Genomic DNA, 20,354 nt, shown 5'->3' with positions numbered 1-20,354 from the left:
CTTGCTTAATCTAGCTCTGAATCTTCAGCGTCATTTTCCTCGAAAAGAGGAGCTTCGTCAGCACTATAGATGCCGAGTTCTTCCGCTTCAGATTGACTCTTAATATCAATTTTCCATCCTGTAAGCTTTGCTGCGAGACGGGCGTTTTGACCGCGCTTCCCGATCGCAAGCGAGAGCTGATAGTCTGGTACGATAACCTGAGTCATTTTGTTTTCTTCATCTACATTTACTTTAAGGACTTTTGAAGGACTAAGAGCGTTTGCTACATATTCCACAATATCCTCAGACCAGCTGACAATATCGATTTTCTCGCCTTTAAGTTCATTTACGATCGCCTGAACACGTTGACCGCGTTGTCCTACACAAGAGCCAACCGGATCCACTTCAGGATCTTCGGCATGAACGGCAATTTTTGATCGATCGCCGGCTTCACGTGAAATTGACTTCACTTCTACAGTGCCGTCAAAAATTTCTGGCACTTCAAGTTCAAATAAACGCTTAAGAAGGCCAGGATGAGTTCTTGAAACCATCACCTGTGGCCCTTTGGTTGTTTTTTCAACTTTCGTCACATATACCTTAATACGATCATGAGAATGATACGTTTCATTCGGCATTTGTTCACCTGCAGGGAGAAGTGCTTCGATTCGACCGAGGTCAACATAAATAAAACGATGATCTTGACGCTGAACAATTCCGGTCATGATATCGTCTTCGCGTTCAATAAATTCGCTAAATATGATCCCACGTTCTGCTTCACGGACACGTTGAGTAACAACTTGTTTCGCTGTTTGAGCTGCGATACGACCGAAATTACGAGGCGTTACTTCGATTTCCACGATATCTTCTAATTCATATTGACGATCAATGTCTTTCGCATCTTCGAGTGAAATCTCAAGACGAGCATCTTCCACTTCTTCTACGACATCTTTTCGAGCGAATACGCGGATCGAACCAGTGTCCTGATTAAAATCGACTCTTACATTTTGAGCCTGATGGAAGTTTCGCTTGTACGCCGAAATAAGCGCTGCTTCAATCGCCTCAACGATAATATCCTTGCTGATGCCTTTTTCTTTTTCAAGAATGGTTAGCGCATCTAATAACTCACTACTCTTCATTTTCATTCTCCCCTTTAATTAAAAAACAACCGCAAGCCTTGCGCTTGCTACTTTTTCATAAGGTAATTCTACCTTTTTAATTCTCGTTTTCACTCGCTGTTCAATCACAACCGTTTCACCATCAAAATCAGAAAGCTTACCTTCAAAGCTTTTCTCTCCATCTATTGGTTCATAAGTTGTCATATAGACTTGTTTTCCAACCGCTTTCTCGAAATCAGTCTTTTTCTTCAGCGGGCGCTCTGCACCTGGGGAAGAAACTTCGAGGAAATAAGGTTGTGTAATTGGATCATGTTTATCTAGCTGTTCACTTAGCTTTTCGCTAATTGTCCCGCACTCCTCAATATCAACACCTCGAGGAGAATCGACATAGACACGGAGAAACCAATTCTTGCCTTCCTGCGTGAATTCTATGTCTACAAGTTCCAGGTTCATTTCATCTACTATTGGTTTTACTAGTTCTTCAGTAACCGTAATCACATTTTCATTCATTGGTTGTCCTCCTTTCTGATCCTGTACAGCAGGGTCCCAATCGAAAACGAAAGAGTGGGATAGCCCCACTCTTCCGTCGCGTGTGTATTCACTAGTATTTCCACAATTACTATACCATACTCATATAACCAATTCAACAGAGAAGCGAAGGCACCTCTTTAGAACAAGCTAAGCTGGTTAGCATCTGGAAGTCCTTCAAGACATCCATGGTCATCCAAGTATTCTAGTACTGTCTTTGAAATCTTGCTTCGCTGCTGCAAATCTTCTTTTGAAAGAAACTCACCGGCTTCTTTGGCGTTTTCAATGTTGATGGCAGCATTCGTTCCAACTCCAGGTAGAGAATTGAACGGAGGGATGAGCGAATCCCCGTCGACGACGAATTCAGCAGCTTTTGATCGGTAAAGGTCAACCTTCTGCATACGAAGACCGCGTTCTGACATTTCGAGCGCAATCTCCATCACTGTTAAGAGGTTTTTTTCCTTTGGTGATGCATCAAGTCCCTTTTCATTAATCTCTTCGATCTTCGCTCGAATCGCATTGGATCCTTTTGCCATAGTATCGATATCAAAATCATCTGCCCTTACTGTTAGATAAGCAGCATAAAAAAGGATCGGATGATGCACTTTGAAATAAGCAATCCGAACAGCCATTAATACATACGCAGCTGCGTGAGCTTTCGGGAACATGTACTTGATTTTCAAACAAGAATCAATGTACCAGTCAGGAACATCATGCTTCTTCATTTCCGCTACCCATTCTTCCTGAAGTCCTTTCCCTTTTCGGACGAACTCCATGATTTTAAATGCAAGAGACGGATCAAGACCTTTATAAATTAAGTAAACCATAATGTCATCCCGACAACCAATTACTTCACTTAAGTTACATGTCCCGGCCTGGATGAGCTCTTGGGCATTACCTAACCATACATCAGTACCATGTGATAAACCTGAGATTTGTACAAGTTCAGAGAAAGTGCTTGGTTTCGTATCCTCAAGCATTTGACGAACAAAACGTGTTCCGAATTCCGGAATACCGTAAGTTCCTGTTTTACACATAATCTGATCTTGTGTAACGCCAAGAGACTCGGTTCCACTGAAGAGCTTCATAACTTCTGCATCATCCGTTGGTATTGTTTTCGGATCAATGCCACTTAAATCTTGAAGCATACGAATAACCGTTGGATCATCGTGTCCAAGGATATCAAGCTTCAGAAGATTATCATGAATGGAATGGAAATCAAAATGCGTTGTTTTCCATGCGGATGTCTTATCATCTGCCGGAAATTGGATTGGTGAAAAATCATAAATATCCATATAGTCCGGGACAACGATAATTCCACCCGGGTGCTGGCCAGAAGTTCGTTTCACGCCTGTACACCCTGATACAAGACGATCAATCTCAGCTCCTCGATAGTGAAGATCATGATCCCCCATATATCCCTTTACATAACCATACGCCGTTTTCTCAGCAACCGTACCAATTGTTCCTGCACGAAACACATTGTCTTCCCCAAACAGTTCCTTCGTATAGTTGTGAGCACGAGGCTGATATTCACCCGAGAAGTTCAAATCAATATCGGGTACCTTATCTCCTTTAAACCCTAGAAACGTTTCAAAAGGAATGTCATGTCCATCTTTTGTAAGAGGAATATTACAATCTTCACAGTTTTTATCAGGAAGATCGAACCCTGATCCTACTGACCCATCATCAAAGAACTGCGATTTCTTACAAGAAGGACAGACATAATGCGGCGGTAATGGGTTAACTTCCGTAATTTCTGTCATGGTCGCCACAAAAGAAGATCCTACTGAACCACGAGATCCTACTAGATAGCCGTCGTTTAGCGACTTTTTTACAAGCTTATGAGAGATAAGGTAGATAACAGCGAAACCGTGACCGATAATACTCTTTAGCTCTTTTTCAAGTCTTTCTTCAACAATCGTAGGAAGCTCTTCGCCATAAATACTTCTAGCCATACCATAGCTCATTTGACGCATTTCTTCATCAGCACCTTCAATTCGAGGTGTGAAAAGGTCGTCTTTAATCGGTTTAATATCGTCAATTAAATCAGCCACTACCTGTGGTTTTTGTACCACAATCTCCTTCGCTTTTTCTGCCCCAAGAAAATGGAAGCAGTCGAGCATTTCATTTGTTGTTCTAAAATGAACCTGCGGTAGCGTTTGGCGATTCAACGGATTTCCCGCTTGCGCTTTAATTAAAATTTTACGGTAAATATGATCTTCTGGCTCGAGATAGTGGACATTTCCTGTCGCTACGACGGGTTTATTCAATTTCTCACCAAGCATCACAATCTTACCAATAATCTCTCTTAAAGCCATTTCATCTTGAACAAGTTCTTTCTCAATTAAATGCATGTAATTTTGAGGAGGCTGAACCTCGAGGTAATCATAGAACTTCGCTATGTCCTCAACTTCTTCAGGAGATTTTTGCATCATCCCTTCGAATACTTCCCCTTTATCACATCCAGAACCAATAAGCAGTCCTTCTCGGTACTTCTCAAGCTTAGAACGCGGGATCCGAGCGGTTCGATAAAAGTAATCGATATGCGATAGTGAAACAAGTTTAAATAAATTCTTTAACCCTACATCATTTTTCGCCAAAATAATGGTATGAGACGGACGAGTACGCTGAAAACCCGTTTGGCCCATATTGTCATTTAGCATATTGTGATTCGTTATCTCTCGCTCAAGAGCATCCTTCACTAGCTTCCATAATAAATACCCTGTAGCTTCCGCATCATAAATCGCTCGGTGATGCTGTGTAAGATCAATATCAAACTTTTTACAAAGCGTATTTAATCGGTGATTTCGCATTTCAGGATAAAGAAAACGAGCCAATTCGAGCGTATCAATAACCGGGTTCGTTGCTTCACCTAAACCGGCATTACGTAATCCAACATTTAAGAACCCCATATCAAAGCTAGCATTATGGGCAACGAGAATGTCATCTCCCATAAACTCATGAAAATCTTTAATGACATCTTCAATCTCAGGTGCATTCGTCACCATATCATCGGTAATACCCGTTAGTTCAATTGTTGTTGAAGAAAGCGGATGATGCGGATTCGCAAAACGCTCAAACTTGTCAACAATTTCACCATCTTTTAGTTTTACAGCTGCGAGTTCGATGATTTTGTTGTAAACAGCGGACAGTCCGGTCGTTTCAACGTCAAAAACGATGTAAGTACCTGTTTCAAGATCTCGATCTGCTTCATTGTACGCCATCGGTACACCATCATCGACAAGATCAGCTTCAAGACCATAAATCACTTTAACGCCATGCTTTTGACCAGCAGCGTAAGCATCAGGAAATGATTGAACAACATTATGATCCGTAATGGCAATCGCTGGATGTCCCCACTTAGCCGCCTGAGAGATCAATCCTCCCGCTGTACTAACTGCATCCATTTGACTCATTTGCGTATGCGCATGCAGTTCAATTCGTTTCTCATCTTCAGGCGCCTCGTCCTGTCGCAAGTCAGGTTTGATTTCCGTTAAATCATTCCCAATCATGACTAGGTCACGAACGAACGTATCATTTTGAATGCCACCGCGAACTTTCACCCAGATGCCTTTTCGAACAGCTTCTAAAATCGGCACATCTTCTTTATCACGAGAGAACATTTTAACTAGAATTGAATCCGTATAATCCGTTATTTTAAAGGTTAATAATGTTCGACCACTTCTAAGTTCCTTCGTTTCGGCATGGAAAACATAACCTTGAACAGCGATTCGACGTTCTTCATCCTGAATCGTTTCAATCGGAACGGGATCTTCTTTAATTTTGTATCCAATGACAAGCGAATCCGGCACGTTCTTGCTTGAAGATTTATCTGCTTTTTCTTTTTCAATCAAAGCTTCCATCATTTTAGATTGATCTTCTTGTTGCTTTTGTTCAACAAACTTCTGATAGTCCTGTTCAGAAGCTTTCACTTCTACTTCAAGCATGTATTTCGGAAAGCCGGCATTTGTGTAACAGTCAGCTAGCGGTGCTGCTAATTTTCTTCTCGCAATCGCTGCTTCTGTTTCATTACGTACCGTAACGATAAGCTTATTGCCACTAATTTTCGGAGTTTGCTTTTTTAAAACGTTGGTTAAAGACGCGGAATGATCTTGCATTAATTCCGCAACATTTTCCCAATAAGCCATGGCAAGTTCTTCATTTCCTCCTGAGTCCGTAGCAATGCTATAGGTCACCTCGGCAATGTGTTTTAATCCATCTTGCAAACGACTGCGAAATAGCTCGTATACATGAAAAGGAAGAACGTCTGGAAAGTGAAAGTCAAAATGCCACTTCCTCGTTTCTTTATAGACCGTTAACTTTGAAATGTACCCATCCTTGAAATAGTCAACGAATTTTTCTGGAACCGATATTTGTTGAAGGAGCAGCTGGAGACGTTCTTTCCGTATGTTTAAATCCTGGTCCATTCAATTCTTCCTCCTTCTTAAAATGCGAAGAGATAGCGAAAAAAAAGGTGGAAGGTACCAATGGCACCTATCCACAGTTTAGTTCATTTGTGTTAAAAGCTGCTGGATTGTCTTGTTCAAGTCATTAACTGGAACTTCCATAGACTCACCTGTATCTCTTCGCTTTACTTCGACTATCTCTTCATTAGCCTTCTTACCTACAATCACTCTTATCGGAAGTCCGATGAGATCGGCATCTTTAAACTTAACGCCTGCGCGCTCTTTGCGATCGTCGTAAAGAACATCGTAGCTCTGGTCGCGCAACGTATCATAAAGACGATCAGATAAAGCTGTTTGCTCATCATCTTTCACGTTAATCGTAATCAAATGAACATCGAACGGAGTCACAGCTAGTGGCCATCTAAGTCCATTATCATCAGCATTTTGTTCAGCTATAGCTGCGAGCGTTCTTGAGACCCCGATGCCATAACAGCCCATGATCATCGGTTTCGCTTTTCCACCTTCATCAAGGTAAGACGCGCCCATTGTTTCACTATATTTTGTACCAAGTTTAAATACCTGACCTATTTCAATGCCTTCTGCAAATACAATCTTGCCGTTCCCATCTGGAGATGGATCTCCTTCTTGAATAAAGCGAAGGTCTTCATAACGTTTGATGTTAAGATCACGATCCGGATTCACATTTTGATAAGCATGCTTACCTGTTAAAGAACCATTTACAATCGAACGAACAGCATGATCGGCCATAATCTTTCCATCAAATGTTTTCACATCTACTTCTTCGTTTATAACTTCCACCAAATCAGTGCCATAAAGGTTTTTCACCTTGATGTCATTTAATTCATGATCGCCTCTTACTAAGACAAGAACGGTTTCCTCTTCTACTTTAAGTAGAGTTGCATGAATTTGGCGATCTGCTGAAGCCTCACCTTTTCCTTCAGTTAAAGGAGCTTCTGCCTCATCTGGTTTCTGATAAGTAACGTGAACCTCTGCCATTTCAATATTGGCTGCATAGTCAGAAGAGTCGCTGTATGCAATCGTATCTTCTCCAACGCTAGAAAGGGCCATAAATTCTTCTGTATCTTTTCCGCCCATGGCTCCAGAATCAGCCACAACTGGACGGAAGTTTAAACCAAGTGTTGTGAAGATACGGCTATAAGCGCTATGCATCATGCGATAGGCGTCATCAAGCTGCTCATCAGAAGAATGGAAAGAGTAAGCATCTTTCATAATAAATTCTCTGCCACGCAGCAAGCCAAAGCGAGGACGACGCTCATCGCGATACTTTGTTTGGATTTGATATAACGTAACAGGCAACTGCTTGTACGATTTTAGCTCATCTCGAACAAGACTCGTAATTAATTCTTCATGCGTTGCCCCAAGTGCGAAAGGTCGTCCGTGACGATCTTTTAATCGCATTAACTCAGGTCCATAAACATCCCAACGACCTGTTTCCTGCCATAATTCGGCTGGCTGAATCGCTGGCATTAAGAGCTCCTGTGCTCCAACTCCATCGAGTTCTTTCCGAATAACTTCTTCGATTTTCATTAATACTTTTTTACCTAATGGAAGGTATGAATAAATACCTGACGCATTTTGACGCATAAAACCCGCTCGGACAAGGAGCTGATGACTTTTAATTTCTGCATCAGCTGGATTGTCACGAAGAGTTGGATTAAAGTATTTTGATTGTTTCATCTCCTGCACCTCATTTCATTCTTAAAACGGGTCCTGTCGCTCTTATAAGAAGAAGCGCTGGATATCATTCCATGTTACAACTAACATCAGCAACATGAGGAACGAAAAGCCAATAAAGTGAACAAGGCTTTCCTTTTGGGGATCGATTGGTTTTCCACGCAATGCTTCAACACCAATGAAGAGAAGTCTTCCTCCATCAAGTGCCGGAAGCGGCAATAAATTAAAGATCCCTAGATTAATGCTTAAGAAACCAGCCCATCTCATCAAGACATAAAGGCCGCCTGAAGCTGCTTCTTCTGTATAACTATAAATACCTACTGGTCCAGAGAAAGCATCGATCGAGAGTTGGCCCGTAACAAGTTGTCCAAGCCCTACAAAGATCGCTTTTCCAAATTCATAGGTTGAAGTAAAGCCAAACACAATGGAATCCAAGAAATTCACCTGATATTCAGGTGCAACACCAATTCGACCAACCGATTGGTTTTCTGAAAGCTCCTGTTTTTCAGGTGTAATGGATAGGGAAACATTCTCTCCTTGACGGTCCACATTAAAGCCAAGTTGGTTATTGGCATTTTCCTGAATAATCGAGGTCATTTGATTCCATCCCGTTATTTCTGTTCCATTGATTTCAGTAATCACGTCACCGTTCATCATACCTGCTTGTTCAGCAGGGCTTCCATCGACAACTTCTTTCACTTGGTTTGTCGGCGTCCCCTGTAATAAACCGAGTGCAATAAAAATCACGATTGCTAACAAGAAATTCATTACCGGTCCAGCAAAAATAGCCAAGAAACGATCCCAAAGCGATTTTGATCCGAATTGACGATCGTATGGTGCAATTTGAAATTCTGAACCGTCCATCACATAATGGGACGTCTCATCAATCGGATAGACAACGGCGGGTTCATCTTCACCTTCGTAGCCTTTAATATAAAGGCCACGCTCAAGATCAGCTTCTTCCACCGTTACTTCTTTTAAATTAGGATAAGCTGACTTTTGGTTTATCACAATCTTTGACACTTTGTTTTGATCATTGAAAAGAAGACCAACACGCTGACCTGGTTTTAACTCAATCATTTCAGGATCTTCTCCGGCCATTCGGACAAATCCACCCAGAGGTAAGAGTCTGATTGTGTAAACCGTCTCCCCTTTTTTAAATGTGAAAATTTTTGGTCCGAAGCCTATTGCGAATTCTCGACACAAGATTCCCGCACGCTTTGCGAGAAGCAAGTGACCCAATTCATGGATAAAAACGAGTGCTCCGAATATGATAATGATCGAAATCACAGTGTTCATATTCACTTACCACCTTTATTTAATTAATGACTGAACTCGTAATCTTGTTTCAGAATCAACTGCAAGGATTTCTTCAAGCGACGCATTTTGAATAATTTCATGCTTCTCCATCGCTCTTTCTACGAGCTCTTCGATCGTTAAGAAATCGATTTTACCCTCAAGAAATGCGGCAACGGCCGTTTCATTTGCTGCATTTAATACGGCTGGCAGTGAACCACCAGCACGGCCAGCCTCATAGGCTAGCTTTAATGCACGGAAGCGGTTGTAATCCACTTGCTCAAAATGTAGTTGACCAACTTCCCATAAGTTTAACCGTTTTGCATTTCTGATTTCAAGTCGATCAGGATAGCTAAGTGCATATTGAATTGGAATTCGCATATCCGGAGTACCTAGATGCGCCATGACGCTTCCGTCTATGTACTCTACCATTGAGTGAATAATACTTTCTTTATGAAGCACGACATCAATTTGATCATAGGGCGTTCCAAATAACCAATGGGCTTCAATCACTTCTAGTCCTTTGTTCATCATCGTTGCTGAATCGATCGTAATTTTAGCTCCCATCGACCAATTTGGGTGATTTAGGGCATCGTGAACGCTAACTCCAGTAAGCTCTTCTCGTTTCTTATCGCGGAAACTACCTCCTGAAGCCGTTAAAATAAGCCGTTCCATTTGCTCCTGCTTTTCACCATTCAAACACTGAAACAGTGCTGAATGTTCACTGTCTACTGGTAAAAGAGCAGACCCATGTTTTTTTGCAGCTTCTGTTACTAGATGGCCTGCGGTAACAAGCGTTTCTTTATTCGCAATTGCAATTGTCTTTCCCTGTTCAATCGCTGATAAGGTTGGTGAAAGACCGATACTTCCAAGAATTGCGTTAACGAGAACGGTTGATTCATGATGACAAGCAACTTCTAAAAGCCCTTCATCTCCATAAACAATTTTCGTTTTCCTTGAAATCATTCTTCTGAGTGAATCAGCATCTTCTTTCTTTTGGACAGACAATAACTTTGGCTTAAACTCTTCCGCTATTTCGACCGCTTTTTCAACATTTTTCCCAACGGAAAATGCGACAAGGGAAAACATATCAGGATGCATTCTAATGATATCAAGAGTCTGAACACCGATTGAGCCAGATGCTCCAAGCAAACTAATTTTCTTCAAAAAATTCGTTCCTCCAATCCACTCTGTTTCGACTATACCAGGTTAAGTAAATGCAGAAGGGGGAGAACGAATATAAGACTATCAAATCGATCAAGTATCCCTCCGTGCCCTGGTAAGATACTGCCGGAATCTTTCACTCCATAATGACGCTTAAACGCAGATTCAACAAGATCACCAATCTGTCCAAAAACAGACGTTAACACCGATACGATTAGAACTACAACCATGGAATCATATACCGGATAAATCAGTTGAAAAACAATTCCTACGATTAAGGCCATTAAAACGCCTCCAACTGCACCTTCAACGGTTTTGTTGGGAGATATATGTGGCCAAAGTTTTTTCTTACCGAGTGATCGTCCCACAAAATAGGCTCCAGAATCAGAGGCCCATATGAGAAAGATAATAAAGAACAAATGAATCATGCCATCTAAATTACTTTCACCAAGATAACGAGTTGCTGTGAAGTAATAAAAACCTAACCCAACATAAAGCGATGCCATCATAATAAAAGAGCTTTCATCAAAACTATACTTATTTTTCGTCAGAACCGTCATTGCAAGTAAAATGAGGAGCCCGAAAAATAAGAGATCAATTTTGGTAAAAACAGATGATGTTAGTGAAGCAATCCAGTCATCAGGCATGACAAGAATCCACGTTCCGACGATAGCAAGTAAGCCAGGAAGTGAAACCAATGTGATTTTCTTCATCAGTAACAATTCAACCATTCCAATTGTGGCAACTAGCGCCATCAAAAGAATGAACGGCCAATCTCCAATTACAATCATTCCTAACAAGAGGGCGCCAAAAATCACACCCGTTATAACTCGTTGTTTCATTACATTAATGTCCTCCTACACTTACACCCCGCCGTAACGTCTTCCTCTTCGCTGATATTCCTGTACGGCTTCAACAAAATGGTGCTCTGTGAAATCAGGCCATAGAACTTCTGTAAACCATAGTTCTGTGTAAGCCAGCTGCCAGAGCATAAAGTTACTTAAGCGTATTTCTCCGCTTGTCCGTATAAGTAAATCCGGATCCGGATATTGACTACTGAGTAAATAGGAAGAAATTCTCTCTTCCGTAATCTCTTCTTCAGTCAGTATCCCCTTTTTCACATCACTTAATAACCGCTGCATGGCCATCTTCATTTCATGACGGCTGCCATAGTTTAGTGCGAAATTAAGAATCAGTCCGGTGTTTTCTTTCGTTTCTTCTACTGCCTTGCTAATGGCTTTGAACGTATGGGGGGGCAGCTGCTCTCGTTCTCCCATTATTCGTACTTGAACATTCTGCTCAATCAACTCTGGCAGGTGGCTAAGTAGAAATTGTTCTGGGAGCTTCATCAAAAAGTCTACTTCCTCTTTTGGTCGTTTCCAATTTTCAGTTGAAAAGGCATAGAGCGTTAAATAATGAACGCCTAGATCATTTGCCTTCCGAACGATCTTCTTCACTACCTTCACACCTTCACGGTGGCCAGCCACACGTGGGAGACCTCGCTTCTTGGCCCAGCGTCCATTGCCATCCATAATGATCGCAATATGTCCTGGGATATTAGCAGATGTGTTAATTTCTAATTGTTCCTCATCTTCATTCTTTCTCATCCAGTTCGAGAACTTCCCAAGCATTGCAAATCCTCCATTGTGTCACTTACTTAACAAAAAAACCCCCTGTGGGAAAAGAGGGTCCTTTTATTATCTTATTTTACATGTTATTGATTTAGACTTCCATGATTTCTTTTTCTTTATCAGCAGCAATGCTGTCAGCTTCAGCTACATACTTGTCAGTAAGCTTCTGCACATCATCGTTTCCGCGGCGAAGTTCATCTTCTGTAATGTCGCCATCTTTTTCTTGTTTCTTTAACTCATCATTTGCATCGCGGCGAATGTTACGGATTACAACTTTGCCTTCTTCAGCATATTTCTTAACGAGTTTCACAAGATCTTTACGACGCTCTTCGGTAAGAGCTGGGATTGTAAGACGAATGACATTTCCATCATTAGAAGGTGTTAGGCCAAGGTCAGATTTAAGAATGGCTTTTTCGATATCGCCAATCGCAGTTTTATCGTAAGGCTGAATCAATAGCATACGCGCTTCTGGAACTGAAACACCAGCAAGTTGGTTAACAGGTGTTGGAGCGCCATAGTAATCTACTTGAACTTTATCAAGTAGAGAAGCATTTGCTCTTCCTGCTCGCAGTGTCGCTAGCTCACGCTTTAAGCTTGAAATTCCATTTTGCATACGTTCTTCAGCGTTTTTCAAGATTTCTTTCGTCATCTTAATTTCTCCCCTTTACTACTGTTCCAATTTCTTCGCCACAAATGGCGCGCTTAATATTGCCTTCTTCCATGATCGAGAAGACAACAAGTGGAATATCGTTGTCCATACAAAGTGAAGAAGCTGTGGAGTCCATTACAGCTAAACCTTCCTTGAGTACATCAAGGTAAGAAAGAGTGTCATACTTCTTCGCAGTTGCGTCAACTGTCGGATCGGCTGTATAAACGCCGTCTACATTGTTTTTCGCCATCAAAATAACATCTGCTTCAATTTCGGCCGCACGCAATGCTGCCGTTGTATCTGTCGAGAAGTATGGGTTACCAGTACCTGCTGCAAAAATGACAACGCGTTTTTTTTCAAGGTGACGAATGGCTTTACGACGGATGTACGGTTCAGCTACCTGTCTCATTTCGATTGAAGTTTGAACACGCGTTTCAACTCCAATGCTCTCTAGGCTATCCTGCATTGCAAGTGAATTCATTACAGTAGCAAGCATCCCCATATAATCAGCAGTCGTACGATCCATTCCCATTTCACTGCCTACTTTTCCACGCCAGATGTTTCCACCGCCGACAACAACAGCAACTTCTACACCCATTTCATGAATTTCCTTCACCTGTGATGCGATAGACTGAACGATTGAAGGTGATATTCCCTGACCTTCTCCACCGGACAATGCTTCTCCGCTTAATTTTAACACAACGCGTTCATACTTGGCTCCGCTCATTTTAACCCTCCAGCATGTTTATCAGTATTTGTTCTTGAAAAATAGGGAACACAGCGTGTTCCCTATCATTGTTTTACTTCTTCACTTGAGACATAACTTCTTCAGCGAAGTTATCTTCACGTTTCTCCATGCCTTCGCCAACTTCGTAGCGGATAAAGCCTTTTACAGTAGCGCCCTTAGACTCTACGTACTTTCCTACTTTTTGATCAGTGTCTTTAACAAACGGCTGATCTACTAGAGAAATTTCTTCGAAGAATTTGTTGATTCGGCCTTCTACCATTTTCTCAACAATTTTCTCAGGCTTACCTTCGTTAAGAGCCTGTTGTTTAAGAACTTCACGCTCACGCTCAACTTCTTCAGTTGGTACAGCATCGCGCGATACGAAGCGAGGGTTAACTGCCGCTGTATGCATCGCTACATCTTTCGCTACTTCTTCATCAGTTGTACCTTCAAGAAGTGTTAGAACACCGATGCGTCCACCCATGTGAAGATAAGCGCCAAATGCATCTGCATCAGTTTTTTCAACGATTTGGAAGCGACGAAGAGAAATTTTCTCTCCAATTTTAGCGATTTTATCATTCAAATATTCAGTTACTGTTTGTCCGTTTTCCATTTTGCTTTCAAGAGCTGCATCTACAGACTCAGGGTTTGTTTTAAGTAGGTGTTGAGAGATTTCGTTGATTAAAGAAGTAAAGCTCTCGTTCTTAGCAACGAAGTCTGTTTCAGAGTTAATTTCAGCGATTACTGCTTTGTTTCCTTCAACAGCGATCGTTGCAAGACCTTCTGCTGCTACGCGGTCAGCTTTTTTCGCTGCTTTCGAGATACCTTTCTCACGAAGCCAGTCAATTGCCTTGTCCATGTCACCATCGTTTTCAGTTAGTGCTTTTTTGCAATCCATCATTCCTGCACCTGTTTGTGCACGCAATTCTTTTACCATTTGAGCTGTTACTGCCATTAGTAATTCCTCCTTGAATTATGATATGTAATCATACCCTTTTGGGTTAAAAAAAGGTGATAAAGGGGTTAGAGTTCCCCTTTATCACCCCTTTGTGTTCTTATACAGATGTTTCTTCAGTTTCTACCGCTTCAACTTCTGCTTCTTCTTCAACTTTACTAACTTCGATAATAGCATCAGCCATTTTAGCAGTAAGAAGTTTCACAGCGCGGATTGCATCGTCGTTACCAGGGATAATATAGTCGATCTCATCTGGATCACAGTTTGTATCCACGATCGCAACGATAGGGATATTAAGCTTACGAGCCTCAGCAATAGCGATACGCTCTTTACGAGGGTCGATTACGAACATTGCGTCTGGAACGCCGTTCATATCTTTAATACCACCAAGGAATCTTTCAAGGCGATCCATTTCTTTTTTAAGAAGCATAACTTCTTTCTTAGGTAGTACTTCGAATGTACCGTCTTCTTGCATCTTTTCAAGGCTCTTCAGGCGGTTGATACGCTTTTGAATAGTTTCAAAGTTCGTAAGCGTTCCACCCAACCAGCGTTGGTTGATGTAGTATTGACCAGCACGGATCGCTTCATCCTTAACGGAATCTTGCGCTTGCTTTTTTGTACCTACGAAAAGAACTTTACCACCGTCCTGAGCAATGTCACGAACGAAGTTATAAGCTTCTTCGACTTTCTTCACTGTTTTTTGAAGGTCGATAATGTAGATACCGTTTCTTTCAGTGAAGATATAAGGTTTCATTTTCGGGTTCCAACGACGAGTCTGATGACCGAAGTGTACCCCAGCTTCAAGAAGCTGTTTCATAGAGATTACTGCCATGATTGTGTTCCTCCTAATGGTTTTTTTATCCTCCGCTTGCATCTATTTCGGAAAAAACTGCGTCTGCAGCACCACTTTCCAAATCAACAAGCGTGTGTGATTAACACCGTTGATTAATATATCATATCATGTGACAAGTCGCAAGTTTAAATCTTAAATTCCATGAATACCTATACTACCTTACTCTCATAATCCATATAAAAGCTTAGCATTCCAATGTATCACGCATAAAAAATACCGAAAATATTAATAAAAACGCTCCGAGAGTCCCGGAGCGTTTGATCAATTATTGCGTCTTCAGTTTTGATAGTTCTACAAGAAACTTATCGTTAAGAACTTTAATATAAGTTCCTTTCATTCCTAGAGAACGAGACTCAATAACACCAGCACTCTCAAGTTTACGAAGAGCGTTTACGATGACAGAACGTGTAATCCCTACGCGGTCAGCAATTTTACTTGCAACAAGAAGTCCTTCATTTCCTTCAAGTTCTTCGAAAATATGCTCAATTGCTTCAAGTTCACTATAGGAAAGTGAAGAAATCGCCATTTGAACGACTGCTTTGTTTCTTGCTTCTTCTTCAATTTCTTCTGCTTTCTCATGAAGGATCTCCATTCCTACTACGGTTGCACCGTACTCAGCTAACAAAAGATCATCATCTGAGAATGAATCGCTTAGACGAGAAAGAATAAGCGTACCTAGACGGCTTCCACCACCAACGATTGGTACAATCGTTGTTAGACCTTTTTCGAAAAGATCACGATTCTCTACAGGGAAAGCTGTGTATTCGCTTGTAATGTCAAGATTTGACGACGTTTCACCGATATTAAAGAGATTCTGCGTATATTCTTCAGGAAATTGACGCTCTGAAAACATATTCTTCATACGTTCGTTCTCAATTTCTTGATTAATCGCAATCCCAAGAAGTTTACCTCTGCGACTTACAACATATACGTTTGCTTTAATAGCGTCTCGCAAAGTTTCTGCCATGTCGGTAAAGTTAACTGGCCCCTCTGACTTTTGTAGCATACCATTAATTTTTCTTGTTTTTTCAAGTAAATTCATTGTTTTGTCCTCCTGTATGTATTATAGGATGTATTGGCTGAGGTCACGGTTCTTCGCAATAGAAGCTAACTTTTCCTCAACATACTCTGGTGTGATTGTAATGCTGTCTAGATTAATGTCTGGCGCTTCAAATGAAAGATCTTCAAGAAGCTTTTCTAAAATTGTATGAAGTCTTCGCGCACCAATATTATCCGTGTCCTGATTCACTTCTGTAGCAATTGTAGCAATTTTAAGAATAGCATCGTCAGAAAATTCAACTTTAATACCTTCAGTTTCTAATAAAGCTGTATATTGCTTCACAAGCGCATTATCAGGCTCCGTCAAAATTCGCTTAAAGTCGTCTACCGTTAAACTAGATAGCTCTACGCGAATTGGGAAACGGCCCTGCAGCTCAGGGATTAGATCAGATGGTTTTGACATATGGAAAGCTCCTGCAGCCATAAATAAAATGTGATCTGTTTTAACAGGTCCATATTTTGTTGTTACTGTTGAGCCTTCTACAATCGGTAAGATGTCTCTTTGAACACCTTCTCTTGAAACATCAGCTGATTGCTGGCTTTTCCCAGCTACCTTATCAATTTCATCAATGAAGATGATACCCGATTGTTCTGTCTTTGAAACAGCATCTTGCGCAACTTCGTCCATATCTACGAGTTTTGCTGCTTCATCCTGTGTTAAAACTTTTCTCGCTTCTGACACAGGCAGCTTACGTTTTTTCTTCTTTTTGGGCATAATGTTGCCGAGCATATCCTGCATGTTCATACCCATTTGTTCCATACCAGCGCCCTGGAACATATCCATCATGGAGTTGTTTTGCTCTTCCACTTCCACAGTAATCATGCGGTCTTCTAGTTCACCAAGCGCGAGCTGCTGAGCGATTTGCTTTCGTCTTGATGCAATAGACTGATCTTCACTAGCGGACTGGTTCCCTGTTTCCTCTTGTCCTTGATTGCCAAATAACATTTCAAGCGGATTTTTGTATTGGGTTTGCTTTTTACTAGAAGGTACAAGCAATTCCACAATTCGTTTGTTTGCATTTTCTTCCGCCTTGCCCTTCACCTGTTCCATGCGATCTTCTTTGACAAGCCTGATTGATGTTTCCACGAGATCACGAACCATTGATTCCACATCTCGACCAACATAACCTACTTCAGTAAATTTCGTTGCTTCAACTTTAATGAATGGCGCATTGACAAGGCGAGCAAGTCGACGTGCTATCTCAGTCTTACCTACGCCTGTAGGTCCAATCATTAAGATGTTTTTTGGATTCACTTCATCCTTCAGTTTGTCGCTCAACTGGCTACGGCGGTATCGATTTCTTAATGCCACTGCGACAGCCTTCTTCGCGTCATTCTGACCAACAATATACTGATCAAGCTTTTCAACAATTTGTCTCGGTGTTAATGGATTAGACATACGATCTCCTCCAAAGATACATTTTATATACTAAATGGTTTCTACGATAATTTGATCATTCGTGTACACGCATATTTCAGATGCAATTTCCATCGATGCTCGCGCAATTTCTTCAGCGGTTTTGTTATCACTATAACGCTTAAGTGCTCTGCCTGCTGAAAGAGCGTAGTTTGAACCTGAACCAATTGAAAGAATGCCATCATCAGGTTCAATCACTTCACCAGTACCTGAGATTAGCAATAGTTCATCTTTGTTCATTACAATTAGCATCGCTTCAAGCTTCCTTAACACGCGATCGCTACGCCACTCTTTCGCAAGTTCCACAGCGGCACGCTGAAGGTTGCCACCAAATTCCTCAAGCTTGCTCTCAAATTTCTCAAAAAGAGTAAACGCATCAGCAACGGATCCTGCAAATCCCGCAACCACTTTTCCATGAAAAAGCCTTCTTACTTTCTTAGCTGTATGCTTCATGACCACAGCATTTCCGAATGTAACCTGACCGTCACCAGCCATTGCACACTCACCATTATGCTGAACGGCAAATATCGTTGTAGAATGAAAGTCTCCCATAAGTTCCTCCTCCCGAGCACTTAGGCTCTTGGGTGATGGTTCATGTATATATTTCGCAATCGATCTCCCGTCACGTGGGTATAGATCTGAGTAGATGATAAATCAGAATGCCCTAATAGCTCCTGCACAGAACGTAAGTCTGCCCCTTCATTCAGCAAATGGGTTGCGAATGTGTGTCTCATCACATGCGGGCTTATATGTACATGCAAAGAAGCATCTTTTACAATCTTATCTAAAATTGTCCGAACACCTCTTGCCGTCACACGACTACCTCTAAAATTTAGGAACAGGGCTTTTGTCGGCTCTTTCCCTGACGATAGCAACTGTTCTCGTCCATCGTGAATATACTCTTTTATTGCATCTATAGCGAAACTCCCTATTGGTACATACCTTTCCTTACGTCCTTTACCAAGTACAAAAATCGTCCCAATCGCAAAATCAATATCTTCTAAATTAAGCCCAACACACTCACTCACTCGTATGCCACACCCGTATAGTACTTCGAGCAGCGCTCTATCGCGTTGACCAAGCGGCTTCGTAACATCTGGCGTGTCAAACAGCATGTTAAGTTCTTTTTCGTACAAAAATTGCGGCAGACGTTTTTCTTGTTTTGGCAGGGAACTCATTGTAAAGGGGTTAATCTCTACAATGTTCTCACGTAAAAGGAATCGATATAAGCTTCGTAACGTTGAAATTTTTCTTGCTGCTGTTTTTCTTGCGTAACCTCGCTCATGAAGCTCAGTTAAATAAATTCTGACATCTGCATAAGAAACAGCAGCAAAGACATCGATAGTCTGCTGCTTCATAAAAGACCGGAAATGTTCAATATCCTGTAAGTAACCTGAGATCGTATGTGGTGAACAATTCTTTTCAATCTGGAGATACTCAGAAAATGATTGAATATGAGCTTGTTGATTGTTATTCATCGTCATCACCTCAAAAGGCTTCTAAATCGTAACACAATTTAGAAGCCTTAGCAACAGAAATTTACAATCTTTTTACAAAATTCTGAATTGTTTCTAAGGCTCGATTCGCGATCGTTTCGTTGCGTTCTTTTTTGCTTTTGATCCGCGTTTCAAGTGGTGGAAACAAACCAAAGTTAGCGTTCATCGGTTGGAAATTATCTGGATTCGCTGTCGTAATATAATTCGCTAAACTACCAAGTGCTGTTTCTTCTGGGAATACTACTGGCTCTTCATCATTCATGAGTCGAGCAGCATTAAACCCAGCAATTAAGCCTGATGCCGCCGATTCAACATAGCCTTCAACACCCGTCATTTGACCTGCGAAAAAGAGATTCTCACGTTCTTTATACTGATAGGTTGGTTTTAATAGATTAGGCGAGTTAATGAACGTATTTCGGTGCATCACGCCATAACGAACAATATCAGCATTTTCAAGACCCGGAATTAAGCGAATCACTTCTTTTTGCGGTCCCCATTTAAGGTGCGTTTGGAATCCTACGATGTTGTAAAGCGTACCCGACGCATTATCCTGTCTCAGCTGCACGACAGCATAAGGGCGCTTTCCAGTGCGAGGATCTTCTAATCCAACAGGCTTAAGGGGACCAAACGTCATCGTTTTCTGCCCGCGTTGGGCCATGACTTCAATCGGCATACAGCCCTCAAAGAAAATTTCCTTCTCAAATTCTTTTAGCGGGACCGTTTCAGCGGATATAAGTGCTTCGTAGAACGTGTTAAACTCTTCCTCCGTCATTGGACAGTTTAAATACGCAGCTTCTCCCTTATCATAACGGGACTTCTTGTACACTTTATCCATATCGATGCTTTCTGTTTCAATGATAGGAGCAGCAGCATCATAGAAGTATAAATACTCTTCACCACTCAGCTCCTTCAATTGATCAGATAAATCTTTCGATGTAAGAGGACCTGTCGCAATAATAGTTGGTCCATCAGGAATTTTTGTACACTCTTCTGAAAAAACTGTTACGTTAGGATGGTTTTTAACATTCTCCGTTACTTTAGCGGCGAATTCATGGCGATCGACTGCAAGGGCACCACCCGCAGGGACCGCACATTCATCAGCCGAGTTAATAATAACAGAGTCCATCTTTCGCATTTCTTCTTTTAAAACTCCAACTGCGTTTGTTAACGTATTCGCTCTTAACGAATTACTGCACACAAGCTCCGCAAATTTATCAGTATGGTGAGCAGGCGTTTGCTTCTTTGGACGCATCTCATAAAGATGGACATCCACTCCTCGCTTTGCAAGCTGCCACGCGGCTTCACTGCCAGCAAGACCGGCGCCAATCACCGTCACGTGTTTACTCATTGCTAAAACCCC

17 protein-coding genes are annotated in these 20,354 nt (G+C 41.5%); all 17 read right to left on the bottom strand.

From position 1 onward, the window contains the following. Positions 1–5 precede the first annotated feature (5 nt). Positions 6–1,115 (bottom strand): transcription termination factor NusA, encoded by a 1,110-nt coding sequence (gene nusA, locus LCL91_RS02930; RefSeq protein ID WP_224879789.1) that lies wholly within the window; start codon positions 1,113–1,115, stop codon positions 6–8. Between the two features lie 18 nt (positions 1,116–1,133). Further along, complete coding sequence (gene rimP, locus LCL91_RS02925) at positions 1,134–1,604, bottom strand: ribosome maturation factor RimP (protein ID WP_159782371.1); 471 nt, start codon at positions 1,602–1,604, stop codon at positions 1,134–1,136. Between the two features lie 158 nt (positions 1,605–1,762). Then, positions 1,763–6,052 carry a PolC-type DNA polymerase III gene (locus LCL91_RS02920; protein ID WP_224879787.1) on the bottom strand — a complete coding sequence of 1,430 codons (4,290 nt, stop codon included), beginning with the start codon at positions 6,050–6,052 and terminating at the stop codon, positions 1,763–1,765. A 78-nt stretch (positions 6,053–6,130) separates the two neighbouring features. Further along, on the bottom strand, positions 6,131–7,750 hold the full coding sequence (locus LCL91_RS02915; RefSeq protein WP_224879785.1) for a proline--tRNA ligase: 1,620 nt from the start codon (positions 7,748–7,750) through the stop codon (positions 6,131–6,133). Between the two features lie 42 nt (positions 7,751–7,792). Beyond that, positions 7,793–9,046, bottom strand: a complete 1,254-nt coding sequence (gene rseP, locus LCL91_RS02910; RefSeq protein WP_224879783.1) for an RIP metalloprotease RseP — start codon at positions 9,044–9,046, stop codon at positions 7,793–7,795. A 15-nt stretch (positions 9,047–9,061) separates the two neighbouring features. Continuing rightward, positions 9,062–10,210: a 1-deoxy-D-xylulose-5-phosphate reductoisomerase gene (gene dxr, locus LCL91_RS02905; protein ID WP_224879781.1), complete on the bottom strand. Its 1,149-nt coding sequence runs from the start codon at positions 10,208–10,210 to the stop codon at positions 9,062–9,064. 32 nt (positions 10,211–10,242) lie between these two features. After that, positions 10,243–11,049 (bottom strand): phosphatidate cytidylyltransferase, encoded by an 807-nt coding sequence (locus tag LCL91_RS02900; protein ID WP_224879780.1) that lies wholly within the window; start codon positions 11,047–11,049, stop codon positions 10,243–10,245. 21 nt (positions 11,050–11,070) lie between these two features. Further along, on the bottom strand, positions 11,071–11,838 hold the full coding sequence (locus tag LCL91_RS02895) for an isoprenyl transferase (protein WP_425589650.1): 768 nt from the start codon (positions 11,836–11,838) through the stop codon (positions 11,071–11,073). Between the two features lie 91 nt (positions 11,839–11,929). Then, the gene (frr, locus tag LCL91_RS02890; protein WP_098443378.1) at positions 11,930–12,487 is read right to left on the bottom strand and encodes a ribosome recycling factor; all 558 of its coding nucleotides are present in this window, start codon (positions 12,485–12,487) and stop codon (positions 11,930–11,932) included. Position 12,488: 1 nt separating this feature from the next. Further along, positions 12,489–13,214 (bottom strand): UMP kinase, encoded by a 726-nt coding sequence (pyrH, locus tag LCL91_RS02885; protein WP_098443377.1) that lies wholly within the window; start codon positions 13,212–13,214, stop codon positions 12,489–12,491. Between the two features lie 73 nt (positions 13,215–13,287). Then, positions 13,288–14,169, bottom strand: a complete 882-nt coding sequence (gene tsf, locus LCL91_RS02880) for a translation elongation factor Ts (protein WP_098443376.1) — start codon at positions 14,167–14,169, stop codon at positions 13,288–13,290. Between the two features lie 100 nt (positions 14,170–14,269). After that, on the bottom strand, positions 14,270–15,001 hold the full coding sequence (rpsB, locus tag LCL91_RS02875) for a 30S ribosomal protein S2 (protein ID WP_224879778.1): 732 nt from the start codon (positions 14,999–15,001) through the stop codon (positions 14,270–14,272). Positions 15,002–15,287: 286 nt separating this feature from the next. Then, on the bottom strand, positions 15,288–16,064 hold the full coding sequence (gene codY / locus LCL91_RS02870) for a GTP-sensing pleiotropic transcriptional regulator CodY (RefSeq protein WP_224879776.1): 777 nt from the start codon (positions 16,062–16,064) through the stop codon (positions 15,288–15,290). Positions 16,065–16,085: 21 nt separating this feature from the next. Further along, the gene (gene hslU, locus LCL91_RS02865; protein WP_224879774.1) at positions 16,086–17,480 is read right to left on the bottom strand and encodes an ATP-dependent protease ATPase subunit HslU; all 1,395 of its coding nucleotides are present in this window, start codon (positions 17,478–17,480) and stop codon (positions 16,086–16,088) included. Positions 17,481–17,510: 30 nt separating this feature from the next. Then, positions 17,511–18,050, bottom strand: a complete 540-nt coding sequence (gene hslV / locus LCL91_RS02860) for an ATP-dependent protease subunit HslV (RefSeq protein ID WP_098443372.1) — start codon at positions 18,048–18,050, stop codon at positions 17,511–17,513. Positions 18,051–18,070: 20 nt separating this feature from the next. Continuing rightward, positions 18,071–18,976, bottom strand: a complete 906-nt coding sequence (xerC, locus tag LCL91_RS02855; protein WP_224879772.1) for a tyrosine recombinase XerC — start codon at positions 18,974–18,976, stop codon at positions 18,071–18,073. Between the two features lie 61 nt (positions 18,977–19,037). Then, positions 19,038–20,342 (bottom strand): FADH(2)-oxidizing methylenetetrahydrofolate--tRNA-(uracil(54)-C(5))-methyltransferase TrmFO, encoded by a 1,305-nt coding sequence (trmFO, locus tag LCL91_RS02850; RefSeq protein WP_224879770.1) that lies wholly within the window; start codon positions 20,340–20,342, stop codon positions 19,038–19,040. Between the last annotated feature and the right edge of the window lie 12 nt (positions 20,343–20,354).

Source organism: Guptibacillus hwajinpoensis, assembly GCF_020171785.1.
Classification (GTDB): Bacteria; Bacillota; Bacilli; order Bacillales; family Guptibacillaceae; genus Guptibacillus; species Guptibacillus sedimenti.
This window is presented reverse-complemented; position numbering and strand designations above follow the sequence as displayed.